The sequence below is a fragment of the Terasakiella sp. SH-1 genome, assembly GCF_004564135.1.
Taxonomy (GTDB): domain Bacteria; phylum Pseudomonadota; class Alphaproteobacteria; order Rhodospirillales; family Terasakiellaceae; genus Terasakiella.
The window spans coordinates 2,389,721-2,405,315 of record NZ_CP038255.1 but is presented as its reverse complement, the minus strand read 5'-3'; the positions used below and the strand labels follow the sequence as shown (position 1 = coordinate 2,405,315).

Sequence of the window (15,595 nt, the reverse complement as noted above, 5' to 3'; positions counted from 1 at the left end):
TCCTTATAAAATCATTTCCATTTTAAAATAAACAGCATAATATTCATAGAGTTACGAGGAGGATAAAATGTTACACACAGTTCGCGTTAAAGACTTTATGGTCACGGATTTTGTCACGCTTCGTCCTGAAGATGACATGTATCACGCCGTCCAGGTTCTGGTTCACAAAGAAGTTCCGGCAGCAGTTGTTCTTGATAAGCGCGATAAGTTGGTCGGTGTCTTATCTGAAACAGACTGCGTGAGAGTCGTTTTGGATGCATCTTATAACGAGCGCCCACCAGGCAAGGTGGAAGAATATATGACGACAGAGATGGACACCGTTGATGTGGATGCCACCCTGTTGGATACGGCTGCCTTGTTTAAAGAGAAAACATACCGTCTCTATCCCGTTGTCGATCATGGTCGTCTGGTTGGTATTGTGACACGCCGGCGTTGTCTCAAGGCGACGGAAAACTTCTTCGAACGTTTCAATAATGAGCAACCTGGCTAAGCCATGATGAATTTGCCTGCAATTGCGGGGCTCATTATCTTTATTTTATCGGGTCGGCTGTTTCTCAGGACTTTTAAAGCAAAGCCTGAGGGATGGCGGGCCCGATGTGCTATTTATCTTGCGGTGTCTATAGGCACCTTTATCGTCCTTGCCTTTGATCTGATCCCGGATCAGTTTTAGAGAAAAGGGCTGTAGCGGCGGCTTTCCTCCCTCCCTTACTCTCTCTTGAATAGAGTCGCTGCACTGCAATGCTCCTTAAAGTGTATTTTTTCAGCTAGATGCACCATCTTTAAGTGTTTCTCTTTTTGCGATATAAATATTATATTTTACGCTGTATTTGGTTTAAATTGGGCATGAGTACGCCTTTTAGGGTGTTTTGTTTCAATTGAAAGTGGTTTTTTTATAATAAAACAACTTGTGCATAGGTTGTTTGTGGTGTTTTATTTTTTACAAGTAAATCTTAACGTGTAAATGTAAGGCTTGTGAGGGTAAAATGTCCACAACATCAACTACAGACGACCAAAGCAAAATTATCAACATTACAAACAACAGTGGGACGGATATTTCTATCCTGACACCGACTGTTGAGGACCCGTCAAAAGTTCCCAATGGTATTGTTGTCTATGATCAGGATCTGGTCATTTTAAAAGATACCGATGGTGGAAGCGTTTTATCCAACGATTCAAATAAAAACTATTTGCTGGAACAGTATTATGAGGATTCAGATACCCATCAGCAGGAATATTCCACAGTTTATAATATTTTAGGGCAAACAAGTGACTGGTATATGCCTGTAGCAAATATTGGTGTGATGCAGCTTTTGCATAAGTTTATGCCCCAAACGATTACCAAAAAGAATTACGACGCCATGAAGCAGGCGGCGAATTTCTATCAAACGATCAGCGCTTATCCGACATCAAAACTCTCGACGGACTTTCAGGCTGCGATGTCGAGTGCGACGACAGCGGCGGGTAATCAGGCAGACGGTTCTGCAGATTCCAACAAGAATATTGGGAATTCGATTACCGATAACGTCAATAAATTCTTTAAAAGCACGCAAAGCTATCAGGATGTGACGCTTGGTGATTTTGTCTCCATGCAAAGCTATTATCAAGACTTCCCTTTTGCTTGGGCAGGTTATGGCAGCAGCACGTTTTATCTTTACAGCAGTGATGGAAAGTCGACGAGCTTTTTGGGAACAATTAGCCTAACCAAGCCGGAAACAATTGATTTAACCCAGCCCAATGGCGGTTATAAATGTGTGTTTACCCCTTCCACAGACCCGTCTGATACGTCAACATTGGCAGTGGATACGTCCAAGGCGAAAGAGTTACTGTATACGGATAGTCTGTTTGTATATAAGGATGATCCGGATAACCCGGGATTGGCGATTAAGGGAACGTTTCAGGTTAAGTCTACACTGACGCAAAACCCGAACGATACGGATATTATTCCGTTGTTGACGGGGACAGTGAACGGCTTGATTTGTACAGGCTTTAACCAGCCGCAGAAGAAAGATGATCCCGATAATTCTGATTTCTGGAATTTGGTTTTCCACCCTAAGGGGGCAGCGCAAATTTTCCAATGCATCATGATGTGGGGTGGTGCCCTGATGATGTTGCATTTCTTTGGCTCTCTCTTGTGGGGGATCGGTAAAAAAATCTTTGGCAAAAAAGAGCCAACGACCAAAGAGCTGTTTGACAAGATGCAAAAAGAATTGAGCGATAAATTGGACGCTCAAAGCAACCGTATTGCCGAACGGATCAGTAATGGTGAGAACCCAGGCCCACGTAATCCAAAAGATGCGCTTCAGCAGTTGGTGGAGAAAAGAGGCGAAATGACCGATATCGCCAATGCCGATAAATTCGAGGGGTCCCTTGATAGTATGGCGAAATCGCTGGAAGATCTGGCGCAGTATGAAGAAGCGATGACTATGGAGCAAAAAGGGCAGCTGGAAGAAATGGGCAACGAGCTGAACAAAATGCAAGATACTCTCGATAGTGCAACAACCAGAGACTTGAATAAAACGATGAAAGACCTGGATACGCAAATGAAGGACTTCTCGGGTAAAATGACTGAATTTTCCGAGAGTATGGGAGAGAAGATCAGTGAGGCAACAAAAGCTAATATCGCCGAAAATACTGAAAATGTGGAACGGGTGAGTGAGGAAATCAAAACGGCAAATGAAGAGCAGGAAAGGGTCAAAGAAGAATTCGACCCGAAAGATGAGCCGATTGAACCGGAGCTGTAACACGGTTTCTTATCGCCTTTGATTTTTACTTTTCCTAAAGGAATGTTTCATGTCTTCTCATGTTGTTAATGTCGATAACCAGCTCGACATAGATCTTGATATCTATACGTTCACAGTCCCAAGTGGGGCGACGGCCGATGATCCCAGCACAATGTATCCGGCTTATTCTAAGGTGGGATCGGTTGCTGCGGATAAAAAATCCACATATACGCCGAGTGAACCGCTGGAAAAGCTTTCTTTCGTTAATCCTAAAACCGGGATGCCTGTCGCAGAAACCGTGACGCAGTTACTGTCTGATACGGATATCACCATTACCAAAGATGATCCGGGCATTGCACAATCAGCATTTGAGTTTTATCAGGATTATCTTGGAAGTCCCTATAGCCCACAAAGCCTGCAATTCAATGATATCGTTTTGACCCAGACGGACCTGACCAAGCAACAGGACGATTTGAATAAATGGTTTAAAGAAAACGGGATGAAGTTTGACTACGGTCTTTTCAGTGCCGTGACCTATTGGGCCGATAATGATATTCGGGCCTGGGCAGGGAGCGAGGGCAAGACATTTTATGTCTATGCTCCAGAACCACCCAAGCCCATCATCCCATTGGTGCTGCCGCGTGAACTCAATGGTAAAATTGAACTGAGCAGTGATGGAACTGCGACATATACACCGACTGATGGCGGGGACGCGGTTGACCTGACTTACAGCAAGCGCGCCTTATGCAGCAAGGGGGCAACAGAAAGCAAAGGCATTAGCCTGCAACTGATCATTCAGGATATGGTGTTGCATGATGGGGATGCCGGGACTTATGAGCCGTTTTTACAAGGTAAAAAAGATGGCGATGATTTAATTGCCCAGCCTTATGAAGTACCGAAAATCGCCTGGTGGATGGCAGCTTATAACCTGTCTAATGTGGCCTTTACGGCCCTGAACCTTGTGATGATCGTCAATACGGTCATTGATTTGGCAAAAGTTGTCCCGACCTTGTTTAAAGCCCTGCAGACAGGGGGCAAGGCCATTATCAATGCGGTCAAACAAGGGGCTAATAAACTGGCAGACTCCCTGTCCAAGGTCTTTAATGAGGCGGGTGCGGAAAACGGTGATCTGGTCAATGTTGATGTCGATGTGGACGTGGATGTTGATGTCGATGTGGACGTCGATATTGACGTGGATGTTGATGTTGATGTGGACGTTGATATTGATGTGGATATTGATGCACTGGTCGTTGTGGATGTGGATATCGACATTGATATTGATACCGACACGGACACCGACAATGTGGTTGATAACGTCACTGATGTGGATACGGATATAGACACGGATATTGATGTGGATGCCAATGCGGTTAAAGGACTTGCCAGCCGACTGGGCAGTGCGCTTTGGAAGAATAAGGGCGCGATCTTTAAATTTGTTTTGAAAAATGCAGCCGTTATGGGCGGTATGATCGCAGCCCAGAAACTGCTGGAGGTCTGGTATAAGAAGGCCGCCGTCAGTTATGCAGGGGAACAGCCGTCTTCTGCCTCTCCTGTCGGGCTGTTGATGAACTATATGGAAAATCCGGCCAATTCGATTGAAGAACGCTGGACGACATTCTCGTTCTATGTGGCAGAAGGGGCAACCCCGGATGAACAGAACATGGTGGTCAGTGGCATTCTATCCCTGAAAAACCAGCAAGAAGACGATGCCTTGTCCAATTGGCGTTGGAGTCAGGATGATGAACAAAAGGCCGTGGATGCCATGTGCCAATATAGTGATCAGAAAGACTGGCCGAAAGCCTACACCACATTGGCGAATTATACCTACAATGGTAAAGAATTGCCTGTGAAAGTCGGGGCCGGTGTTGCTCAGAAATTCATTGTCAAGATTCTGTAAGAGGTGAAGGTTCGTGACAATGACAACAACGACAAACGAGCAATACCCAAGCTATGAAGACCATCAAAAAGCATGGGAAGAACTGGCAAACGGTATTGCCTCTTTAAAAGACGATGTTCAGTCCTTGGCAGAGCGGGGGGAAACCTCCGCTCAACCCAAGGGGAGCCTGACGATTATCGGATCCGGCATTGAAACCCTTGGGTTTTCCATGGGAGATGAGGAACTGATTAGAAGTGCAGATAAGGTCCTCTATTGTGTGGCGGACCCGGCAACAGTGGTTTGGTTAAAGCGGGCAAGGCCGGATGCACTGGATTTGTATGTACTTTATGGCGAAAATAAAATTCGCTACACAACCTATATGCAAATGACAGAGGCGCAGCTTTATTGGGTTCGCCAAGGGCTCAAGGTTGTGGTTGTGTTTTATGGTCATCCCGGTGTTTTTGTTTTATCCACCCATCGTGCCATTTTACTGGCCCGACGTGAAGGACACCGCGCCATTATGAAGGCAGGTGTTTGCGCATTGGACACCTTATGTGCGGATTTGGGGGTCGACCCGTGTCACCCCGGTATGCAAACTCATGAGGCAACGGATTGTTTGATCCGCCAGCGCCATATTGATCCGACCCTGCATGTGATCTTGTGGCAAGTGGGCTTGATTGGGGAACTGGGCTATCGCCGGCAAGGCTATTTGAATAATGGCTTTTCTATTTTTGTGAATTGGCTGATTGATATTTATGGGCCGGATTATGAAATTACCCATTATATCGGATCGCGTTATCCAACCATTGATCCGATGATTGAGGTGTACCCCTTACATGAGCTGCATAACCCAGAAGTGCAGGAAAAAATAACAGGAATTTCGACCTTTTATATTGCGCCGCGTGATGTGGTGGCAACCAACAGGGATATGGCTTTACAGTTGGGTGTCGTTAAAAAAGGTCAGGAACTGATTACGCCGAAATCGCCATTGCGCGAGATCGGGGAATATGGCCCGCGTGAGATGAAAGCCTTTGATGCGTTTAAGAAATTTGCCATTCCTAAATCCTATAAATGGCAGGAAGAAACAGCCGCCAGTAATTTTTTGATTGAGCTGCGCTTTGATATGGATTTACAGGACGAATACCGTTATGCCCCTGTTGAAGCCTTGGAAGATAGTCGTTTTGATAATTTGTCAGAACGTGAAAGGGCCTTGTTGACCAGTCGGGATTCCGGTGCCATTCAAATTGCGGCCAAAGGGGCCTTTAAACGGTCAAGTGAAAATGAACGCTTGATTGATGATTTGCTCAATTCGAAAAAAGATTGTGCTGATATTATTCAGTTGATCAAATCCAAACCCGTCCCCACAGCCCGTGCAGCCTTTAATGGTTGGGTCAGTGATAAGAATTATCAACCAGACTGGTCACAGTTCCACAGTTCGGTTGATTTCATTTATCGCAACAGCCTTTATCCCTGGACGGGGCTTTATATGGTTGATGAAGATCAACAGATTATCATCACATTGATCGGTAATCGCAAACACCGCCAGAAAAGCATTCTTTATATCAATGATACGCCGATCAGAAAGTTTTCACTGAAAAACGGTTCAATCGTTTGGAACACCCAAAGGGATGTGGATTTCAACGGTTACTTACGTCTTGATTTGCAAGGTGATGGAACACGCCGTTTGGTCGGTAAAATCTGGACAGAAGATGAAGAACAGGGTGATATCCCGCCGTTTTATGCCAGTCAGGTTAATCCGCAGCGCAAGGATGTCCTGCCGCGCTTACTTGATTTTATCGGTTCAACACAGCTTGACCAAATCAGTGGGGAGTATGTTCTGCGTTCCAATGGGCGTTTTGCTAATACATTGACAGCAGCCTCCATCAGTCCTGAACACATGCAGATTGATGGTCAGGATGTGGATTGGTTTAAGATTACGGGCAATGTCTTGAAATGGTCGGGCGGTACGCGTGATTTTTACAGTGGAGAAATCTCTTTCATTTTGGACCCGATCATTGGCTCGGTTGAACTTTATGGGCAATGTCGTGCCAAAGAAGAAGAAGAGACGCAGCTGAAATGTTATGGTTCCCGTACGTCTTTTCTCGCAGGTGAGTATGGTGGACCGGCTTTACCTGAATGGGCGCAATCTTCCTTGATGAAAATTTCGCAAGATAATTTGTCGAAAGGTGGATTGATGCTGTGGAACAAATGGGAAAAAGCGGACTTGACCAACTTGACGGTTGCGAACCTGATTTCTTCCATTGTGTAGCATGTGTCGCAAGTCTTGAGCTGTTTTGAGACAGGCTCTTAGGCTTGCGATCATGTATTTGCGTAAAACCTATAACTAAAAGGGGAGGGGAAGGATGAACAGGCGCTTTATTGTGATTGATTACAATGTAAGGGATTATCCTTTTGCATATACACTCTCAAGGGAAGTGTTCAGGGTGCGCAAACTGAATATTCTGCATTTGTCATGGTTGCGCCAAACCGGGCGTGAGGCGCTGAGCTATAATGATAATATGCGCTTGCGCAAACTGATGCAGCGTCTGCCTGATGATGCCTTGTTTTACAAGGTCTATCATAAGTGGATCAAGGATCACATTGCACCGCATTATAATAATCAGATCAGCTATTCGGCTCATCCCAAAATGCGGGTTCATCTTGCCCAAACCGGTTGTGTCAGCGCTTTTCATGAAGATGCCGATGTGACCAAGCGTGAAGAGCAGATCAATTGTTATCTGCCTTTCACCGATGTTTATGACGGTTGCAGCCTGTTTGTTGAAACGGGATATGGCAAGGGCGACTATGAGGCGATTAACCTGAAATATGGTCAGGCCCTGATTTGGGACGGGGGGCGTTTGCGTCATGGCACCCGTTTTAATGATACCCCAACAACGCGGGTCAGTTGTGATTTTCGCTTTAAACCTCTGGACCTGGAACATACCCCCAGTCCCTGGTGTGACGTATTAGCAGACAGACCCATACAAACTTTAATTCCCACCGATAAAAACGTAGCAGAAGGTTATCACTGATGAGCGATCCAACATATATTGACCAGATAAAGCAGTTTTTAAACGAAAAATTCCCTAAAGACACAGCCCATTGGGGGTATTCAGATAACAATAGCTTTGCCCCAGACTGGCTTTATGCCACACCGACAAATGTGTGGGGGCTGCCTTATGACCAGTTTAAGCAGGCGGTTGCGGGCGATAGTACAGATTTCCATCTGCAAGCCTGCACGACGGCAGAAGGGCCGACACAACAGTGTAAAGCTGTTTCAGCAACGGTGACGGAACCGGGGGCAGAACCTGCCAATTTATTGGTGGGGCATTCCTATCGTATCTATGATGCCATCTATGATGTGATGACATCAGCACGGGTTCTTCTTGATTTCACGACATTGACGGTCCCGACCGGAAAGTTTTTAACAGCATTTCAAAATGCGATTACATATTTGAGCAATTTACCGGAAGACCAGCGACCGGTTATTCGTATTCTTTATTCCAATCCCTTGCCCAATATTCCACCTTTAACGGCTGAGCCCTTTTTATCGGAGATTACCAAGCAATTGGACCCGAGTAAAAAGATGACCATTTATGTCACTGTGATGAGTTCCAGTTTTTCATCATGGAACCATTCAAAGATTGTGGCAGCAGATGGGAAAAAAGCTTTAACCGGTGGGCATAATGTCTGGGGGGAGCAATATCTGGGGAAAAATCCGGTTTTTGATGTTTCCATGATGCTGGAAGGAGAAGCTGCTCTTGATGCACATGAATATGCCAATAGTCTCTGGGCCTTTGAATTGGCACGTAGCAATTCCTTTGCCCCTTTGGCACCTGAGCAAGAAGTCAAATTGCATGCCTCTTATACCTACGATGAAAAGCAGAAGAAATGCGTCAGCAAATATTGGGCCTATCCACCAGCTTCTCTTTATGAAGATTGTAAGAAACGTTTTCCTCCCCAACCATCAAAAACGGGAAGTTCGGTTCTTGCGATCGGGCGAGGGGCGGATACAAGACGTTATTATGCGCTGCCGACGCTTTCCAGCTTTTTATTCTCTTTTACAGAGCCCAGCGACGAAGCCATTTTGAAGGCTGTTTCATTGGCGAAAAAGTCCATCCGTATGTCTTTACAGGCTTTCCGTTTAATTCCAAATGACATTCCCGGACTACGCTATTGTTCTTTGATTTGGAATGAAAACCTCTTCAAGAAGATGGGGGAAGCCTTGCAGCGGGGCGTAGAGATGAAAATTGTGCTGTCCAACCCCAATGCGGTTGCTGGTGGATTGAGTGCAACTGTCGCGCCTTATTATGGTGATAATCCTGATACTGTGAATGCGAAAATGAAAATCGTCCTGACTGAGACGCTTTGGATGACGGACGCTGCAGCCACAGACCTGATTAAGAGTAAGTTCCGTGTGGCATCTTTCCGTTATTCTGCCCAAAAAACATATCCGGGTGATGCTCCGATCCCGAACCATGCCAAGACGTTTATGGTGGATGATGCATTGTTCTATATTGGGTCGCAAAATCTTTATCCGGCCAATTTGAATGAATTTGGCTATATGGTTCAGGATGAACAGGTCGTTACCAGCTACTTACAAAACTACTGGACACCATTATGGAATTTTTCCTCAACAACGTGCACAAATGCGATGGATGAAGACTTAGAAACCAGCGAACAATTAGAGGCGATGCTTTTTATCGCAGACCTGCAATCCAATACCTTATCCAGGGTAATTTGGGGGGAACTGAAAAAGCAATGGGACGAAACGCAAGACCCCGCGCAGAAAAATATTGTTCAAGCCAGAATGAACGAACATATTTCCAATAGCGGTTTTCAGACACAGGCAACCTTTGTGCTGGAGGCGTTGAAGAACCCATTCTTTAGTGAAAATCCACCGCCGACAGAGGCCACACCGGAAGCCTTGCGTTTTGTTGCGAATGTGATGGATTCAACCGTTCTTATGGCAGGTTTCTCTAAAGTGGTGGATCAGAAAACAGATACTGTGGAAGAAGCCAACGCCAATATTAACAAGTTCCTGAAAGATAATGGCTATCACTGTAATGCATTGGAGATTTTGAGTGCCTTCAATCAAATGCGTTTAAAGGTTCTGGAATATTGGCAAGGGACCTACAAAACATGGGTTACAGATGATGGTGGGAAGTCTTATACACTGCCGGAAAATTCAGCTCGCTTGTTAACCCAACAGCCGTTTACTGAGACTGAAGAGCAGCCTTTCCCACAAATTACCGATAGCCTTACAGTAACCAGTGACGGAACGGTTAAGCTGGGTGACACAGTTATCGTTAATCCAGTCTATAATAATAACAGCCTGACGTGGGAAATGGGGGAAAACGAGACGTCTGCCAACTTATTCTTCGGTCAGGTTTCCCGTGCGACGTTGAATGAAGGTTTCACTGGCATGGAATTTTTTGGGACGATTACCTATCCGCAAGATAGCAGTGGTGATTTCAAAGGGGTCTATAGTATTTATGGCCGCTCGCCACAGACCCCTCCGGGGCCAAATCCGAACCCGGATACCAAAGGTTGGCCCACAGTGGTTTGGGTTTTTGGGGCTATTGCTCTTGGGGCGCTTCTTTTGGCTCTTGGCTGCTTTATCTGGAAAAAGGTTGCCCAGCAAAGACAGCGGGCTGAATATGGCCGTCTCAAAAAAGACGATGATGCTGTTGGGCGTTATGGGGAAGAAAACCCAACAACGGTGACTTCACCTGATCGCGAAATTGAATTGGCCGAGCTTTCTCGTGCTCAATTGCAAAGACGAACCACTGCCCAGCTTGAAACGGTTGAAGAGATGGTGCCTTATGAACAGCAAATGAGCAGGGCAGGACGTCAAAGCTTGTCTGAATCTGCCAATAAAATTGGTAAGGCGCAAACAGACCTTTTTGATCCGCCGGCAAATGAGATGGCAAGTGTTGTCCAGACCCAGATGAAGAATACTTATAATATTCAGGAAAGCCTGAATGAATTATCCGATTCTGAAGAGGAGCTTTTCTCAAGCGAGACCACGAAACTGATTCAGGAAAAACGTCAGGTTTCTGTTGAAGTGGGCAAAACAATTAAAAGCTTCGAAGAAGATCGGGCAAAAGGGGAACCTTTTGAATTTGAAGAAGAGTAGGCAATAAAAGCAAGGGAGCCCTAAGCTCCCTTGTATCTTGTGGGGTCAATCTTCGTTAGATTATAAAAATGACTAGACTCTATGCCTAATAGTCTTTCTAATATGGTCTAGGTAGTGATTACTCATTAGACACATGAATCGGTTGCAAAGTTTTATTGGTGAATTATCAGAGGCTAAAACACCAGATATTTTGGCGGATTTGTTTTCGGTACAAATTAACTCTTTAGGTTTTTCTACATTTGCCTATTTCAATTTTGGCGTACCTGAGGGGGATTGGGTTGCCCATCGCCATAATTATGGTTCCATTTGGGAAGAAAGATACCTTAATGAGTCCTATGGGGAGATCGACCCTGTATTTGAACATGGTACGACAGCCAAATTACCCTTTGCGTGGAGTTGTAATGACAGTACAGGTATGACGGCACGCCAGCAACAAATGATGGGGGAAGCCAAGGAGTGTGGCCTTGGTAATGGTTTGACTATTCCTAATAGATCGGTTGGTTTTAAGTCCTCCTTTATTTCTGTAGCCAGTGATGAAGCTGATCGAGCATTTAAACAAGCCTTAACCCACAATGCAGCTGATCTTCATTTGTTAGCACTTCATTTTGATGCTTATTTTGCAGACTTAACCTTACCTGAAAATAGCAGTGGTCCTTTGACTGCCAGAGAGTTGGAATGTTTAAAATGGGCGAAAGACGGTAAGTCCAATAGTGAAATTTCTGACATAATGAGAATATCAACAAAGACAGTCGAAAGCCATTTTACGAATGTTTTTAATAAGTTTGGCGTTTACTCACGTACGCAAGCGGTTGTACGTGGGCTGACAATGGGATTGATCTCACCATAAGTATATCAGGGTAAACCCCGATATGTGTAATACGTAAAATCCAGCACATTGCCTTTTAGTTTTATTAAACGGGGGCGAAAATGCTTATTCTCATTGAACCATCAGATCATCATGTTTTTATGGAACGATTAGATCAAATGTTCCGGCAAAGAGCGAGAGTTTTTAATGGCCGTTTGGGTTGGGATGTCACGATTGATAATGGTCGAGAGCGTGACCAATATGATGCTTTTAACCCAACTTATATGCTTTATTACAGTCCAGACGGTATGTTAAGAGGCTCGGTTCGTTTTTTGCCGATGACTGGGCCGAACATGCTTCGTGACACTTTTCCTCAGCTTTTAGATGGTGCTATTTGCCCCGAATCCTCAATATATTTCGAATCAAGCCGATTTGCGGTTGAGACTGAGGGAGATGAGAAAGTAACACGCCTTTTGTCGCGCGGCTGTGTCGAATTGTTTCTTGGGGGTATCGAATATGGACTGGCGCATGGAAAAACGGAATTAATCACTGTAACAGACGTTTTTATTGAGCGCCTTTTCAAACATGCAGGATGGGATTCTGAAAGAATTGGGGACGAACATAAAATTGGAAACTCACGGGCTGTTGCCGTGCGTTTACCAATCAGTACTGAATATTTACATTCGATACGTAAGAAAAACAATATTCACGAACCTGTGTTGTGGACTCGTCCTGTGGGAGCGCATAACGTTATGACCGAAAGTTCTGTAGATGAACAAATTCGCGGTATTTATGCATCTTTGGAATACCTACGGGGACAAGCAAAAAGTGTTGGCATGTCTGATATTGCGAATCAGATTGGTTCTATCGAAAAAGCAATCACTAAGGAGGTACTGGAACATGGACGCGCCTAGAATTGAAGAGGTCGTTGCTGAACTCAGAAAGTATCCTGATGCTGAAGGTATTCTCATTGAAGCTGGGGAGATACTGTTTGCTTTACTTGAGGCCGTGAAAGATAAAGAAAAGACTCAACAGTAATTGTATTTTTGATTATCATGCCTTCTAGTTGTAGGGGGCATTTATGAAATTAACGGCAGACGAGAAACGCATTATTGAAAAGCTTAGGGCAATTGATAATGCGTCTCTCACAAAGCGGGTAGCGGATTTTATTGAAGTTGCCCAAAAGACAATAGATATGACAGAACGTTTAGAAGCTGCTGAAACAGAAAATGTTATTAGATTGAGTGAAAAGCGCCGCTGACTTTTTGGACCCGTTCCCTAAAACTGGAGAGCACCTTCTGTTAAACTGAGATTTACAGGAGGAATAAATGAGTCTTAAAAAAATCTGATGAATTTAGACATGAAGCTGTCCAACTTGCACTGACAAGCGGACTGTCACGCAAACAAGTTGCTGCCAATCTTGGCATTGGCCTATCCACCTTGAACAAGTGGGGGGGCAGCATAAACATGATGACTTGATGTCAGGTCCGCATGATGATCTGTACAAGGAACTTGCCCGTCTTCGTAAAGAGAACCGCATTCTCAAGGAGGAACGCGAGATATTAAAAAAGGCAACGGCCTCATCGTCCCGGCTTTTGCTGGGGTCTTTGCGAGCCAAAAGCGATGAGGTTCAAGTTCATTGATGCGAAGAAGGCCGATCTCCCCCCCTTCATCTGTTGTGCAAAGCTTTCAACGTCAGCCCCAGTGGTTATTATGATTGGCGTAAACGCCCCATGTCTCAACGCCAGCGAGATGATCTGGTTTTGCTGACCAATATTCGCACCATTCATAAAGAAAATTGTCAATCTTATGGACGTGAACGCATGACAGGTGAATTGCGTGACCTGGGCTTTAGGGTCAGTGAAAAACGGGTCACTCGTTTGATGAAAGATAACAATATCAGAGTGATACGCACACATATCTTCAAGAAGACAACAGACAGCGACCATAACTTCAATGTGGCACCTAACCTGTTGGATGGTGATTTTACGACCACGGGGCCAAACCAGAAATGGGCGGGTGTTTGCGAAGCTGGCGGAACGCCACATCAGTTATATCAAAACAGCGGAAGGTTGGTTGTATCTGGCAATTGTGATTGATCTTTCTTCCCGCCGTGTCATTGGCTGGGCAACAAGCAAGCGACTGAAACGCAAATTGGTGATTGATGCTTTGCAACAGGCCATTGCTCTGCGGCAACCACCGGAAGGCGTGATATTCCATTCAGATCGTGGCAGCCAATATTGCTCACATGATTATCAGAAACTGCTCGGAAAACACGGCTTCAAGGCTTCCATGTTTGGCAAGGGTAATTGCTATGACAACGCCGTCGTGGAAACCTTTTTCAAATCCCTGAAAGCCGAATTGATCTGGAGAAGGAAAATGCAAACAAGAGAACAGGCGGAAAAAGCCTTGTTCGGATATATCAATCGTTTTTATAATCCGAAACGTCGTCCTTCATACTTGGGCAATATCAGTCCAATGCAATATGAGTTGAAGGCCGCTTAAACGGAGAAGGTACTCTCCAGTTTTAGGGAACGGATCCACTTAGCCGGGTTCATATTCGTCCAGGTTACTTTCTTCTTCTGATTCAATCTTATAGCCTTCGTTGAGCCATTGTCCCAAATCAAGGTCGGCGCATCGTTTTGAGCAAAAGGGGCGGTATTGTTTGGTTGTTGGTTTGTTACAGGTTGGGCATTGGGTGTTCATGTCAGTTTTCTTGAATTTGATAAGTGAAAGCAGGCAGGCTGTTACTTTCTGTTGGTTTGATCACATAACCAAGGCGGTCAAACAGCCAGTTTAAAGTGGGAGCATATTTGGTCATATGCCAATGCTGATAAAGGTTGGGGCTGAGCAGGAGAGCTTTGAGTTGTGGTGTTCTAGATAGGGCTTTGATTAAATCGTAAAAAGCATTTTCCGGAGTGTTGAGGAGTTCGTCAAGGCGGTAGCCCTGGCGTTGGCGCGATATTTCCATTAGACCCAAGCGAGTAAAGCCATGCACTGTTGTTCGATCATCTTCAAGGTGTGTTTTACAGGCAGCAAGCAGTTTGTCTCTGGCCGTTTTTTGTTTCAGGTTAATGAAATCAATGACAATTTGACCGGACAGGTTTCGCAAGGTGATCTCTCTGGATAAAATCTCCAGAGCTTCTAGGTTAGTCGTAAGTCTATTGGTTTGGGCATCCCGGCCATCTGTGCGATTGCCCATATTGATATCAATTGCAATCAAGGCAGTCGTGGGTTCAATCACAAGAGTTCCACCACTGGGGAGGGGCAGCACTTTTTGGTTAGCTTGTTCAATTTCTTCGTTAACCCCTTCCTGTTGAAAAAGGGGGAGAGGGGCGCTATAGAGAGTGGCCTTTGGGCTAAGGCGGTGAAGAATTTGATAGGCTTCCAAGCCTTCGACCAATATTTCGTCAAAGTCATAAGTTTCAAACTCATGCCACAGGTTTTCGATAAAATGCTCAGAGGTTTCTGCAAGAGCAGGAATTTTCTCAGGCACGGTGTTGATAGAGGACCATTTTTCCAAAAGAGGGTGGATCTGTTGTTCCAGCTTTTCAAGGGAGAAAGACTGGGCACTTGTACGAATGATGAGTCCTAACGGGGGGGCTATCATGTCGGTGAAATAGCTTTTAAATTGGGTGCGTTTTTTTTGGTCTGCGATTTTACGTGAGACATTCACACCGGGGCGACCAATGGTTAGAACACAGTCAGGGCTATTGAGGTCCAGCTTGCAGGTTAGAAGGGGGCCTTTGTCGCCTTGCGGGGCTTTGCGAACCTGAACGAGCAGGGCTTGACCTTCATGGACAGCCTTGTTGATCTCTTCCCCAAAGGTTCCGTTAACGGGCAGAAACCCGTTTATGCCTGTACCAATATCGACAAAAGCAGCTTGCAAGGAGGGAACAATATTAACGACACGGCCCCAATAGATATTGCCTTCATGGCAGGGACTGTGACCGGGCATGGTGGCACGGTCAATTTCAAGGCGCACAAGGCGGTCATTTTCAAGCAGGGCAATGCGGGTTTCGCCGGGGATATGGTCAATAAGCAAGCGTCTCATA

12 protein-coding genes and 1 pseudogene are annotated in these 15,595 nt (G+C 45.2%); 11 read left to right on the top strand and 2 right to left on the bottom strand.

The genetic code is table 11. The annotated features are described in order from the left end of the window. Positions 1 to 67 precede the first annotated feature (67 nt). From E4K71_RS11115 to E4K71_RS11070, 11 genes and pseudogenes are all read left to right on the top strand, one after another. Positions 68 to 490 carry a CBS domain-containing protein gene (locus E4K71_RS11115; protein ID WP_135079552.1) on the top strand — a complete coding sequence of 141 codons (423 nt, stop codon included), beginning with the start codon at positions 68 to 70 and terminating at the stop codon, positions 488 to 490. Between the two features lie 493 nt (positions 491 to 983). Beyond that, positions 984 to 2,741 carry a hypothetical protein gene (locus tag E4K71_RS11110; RefSeq protein WP_135079550.1) on the top strand — a complete coding sequence of 586 codons (1,758 nt, stop codon included), beginning with the start codon at positions 984 to 986 and terminating at the stop codon, positions 2,739 to 2,741. Positions 2,742 to 2,790: 49 nt separating this feature from the next. Next, a complete protein-coding gene (locus E4K71_RS11105) occupies positions 2,791 to 4,617 on the top strand; it encodes a hypothetical protein (RefSeq protein ID WP_135079548.1) in 1,827 nt (608 codons plus the stop codon). Between the two features lie 19 nt (positions 4,618 to 4,636). After that, positions 4,637 to 6,865 (top strand): SAM-dependent methyltransferase, encoded by a 2,229-nt coding sequence (locus tag E4K71_RS11100; RefSeq protein ID WP_135079546.1) that lies wholly within the window; start codon positions 4,637 to 4,639, stop codon positions 6,863 to 6,865. A gap of 175 nt (positions 6,866 to 7,040) precedes the next feature. Next, entirely contained in the window at positions 7,041 to 7,628 is a 588-nt protein-coding gene (locus E4K71_RS11095) for a streptomycin biosynthesis enzyme StrG (RefSeq protein WP_206201900.1), read from the top strand. After that, entirely contained in the window at positions 7,628 to 10,735 is a 3,108-nt protein-coding gene (locus E4K71_RS11090) for a phospholipase D-like domain-containing protein (RefSeq protein WP_135079542.1), read from the top strand. The genes E4K71_RS11095 and E4K71_RS11090 overlap by 1 nt, the downstream gene beginning before the upstream one ends. Before the next feature lie 133 nt (positions 10,736 to 10,868). Beyond that, positions 10,869 to 11,582: a LuxR family transcriptional regulator gene (locus E4K71_RS11085; protein WP_135079539.1), complete on the top strand. Its 714-nt coding sequence runs from the start codon at positions 10,869 to 10,871 to the stop codon at positions 11,580 to 11,582. An 80-nt stretch (positions 11,583 to 11,662) separates the two neighbouring features. Next, on the top strand, positions 11,663 to 12,454 hold the full coding sequence (locus tag E4K71_RS11080) for an acyl-homoserine-lactone synthase (protein WP_135079537.1): 792 nt from the start codon (positions 11,663 to 11,665) through the stop codon (positions 12,452 to 12,454). After that, positions 12,441 to 12,578 (top strand): hypothetical protein, encoded by a 138-nt coding sequence (locus E4K71_RS18265; RefSeq protein ID WP_167730475.1) that lies wholly within the window; start codon positions 12,441 to 12,443, stop codon positions 12,576 to 12,578. Before E4K71_RS11080 ends, E4K71_RS18265 begins: the two co-directional genes overlap by 14 nt. Before the next feature lie 43 nt (positions 12,579 to 12,621). Further along, complete coding sequence (locus tag E4K71_RS11075) at positions 12,622 to 12,801, top strand: hypothetical protein (RefSeq protein ID WP_135079535.1); 180 nt, start codon at positions 12,622 to 12,624, stop codon at positions 12,799 to 12,801. Between the two features lie 119 nt (positions 12,802 to 12,920). Next, positions 12,921 to 14,045: pseudogene (locus E4K71_RS11070) on the top strand (IS3 family transposase). A 39-nt stretch (positions 14,046 to 14,084) separates the two neighbouring features. Here the strand turns inward: E4K71_RS11070 and yacG are convergent. Beyond that, the gene (yacG, locus tag E4K71_RS11065) at positions 14,085 to 14,246 is read right to left on the bottom strand and encodes a DNA gyrase inhibitor YacG (protein WP_135079533.1); all 162 of its coding nucleotides are present in this window, start codon (positions 14,244 to 14,246) and stop codon (positions 14,085 to 14,087) included. 1 nt (position 14,247) lies between these two features. Then, positions 14,248 to 15,594: a ribonuclease E/G gene (locus tag E4K71_RS11060; RefSeq protein WP_135079531.1), complete on the bottom strand. Its 1,347-nt coding sequence runs from the start codon at positions 15,592 to 15,594 to the stop codon at positions 14,248 to 14,250. Position 15,595 lies beyond the last annotated feature (1 nt).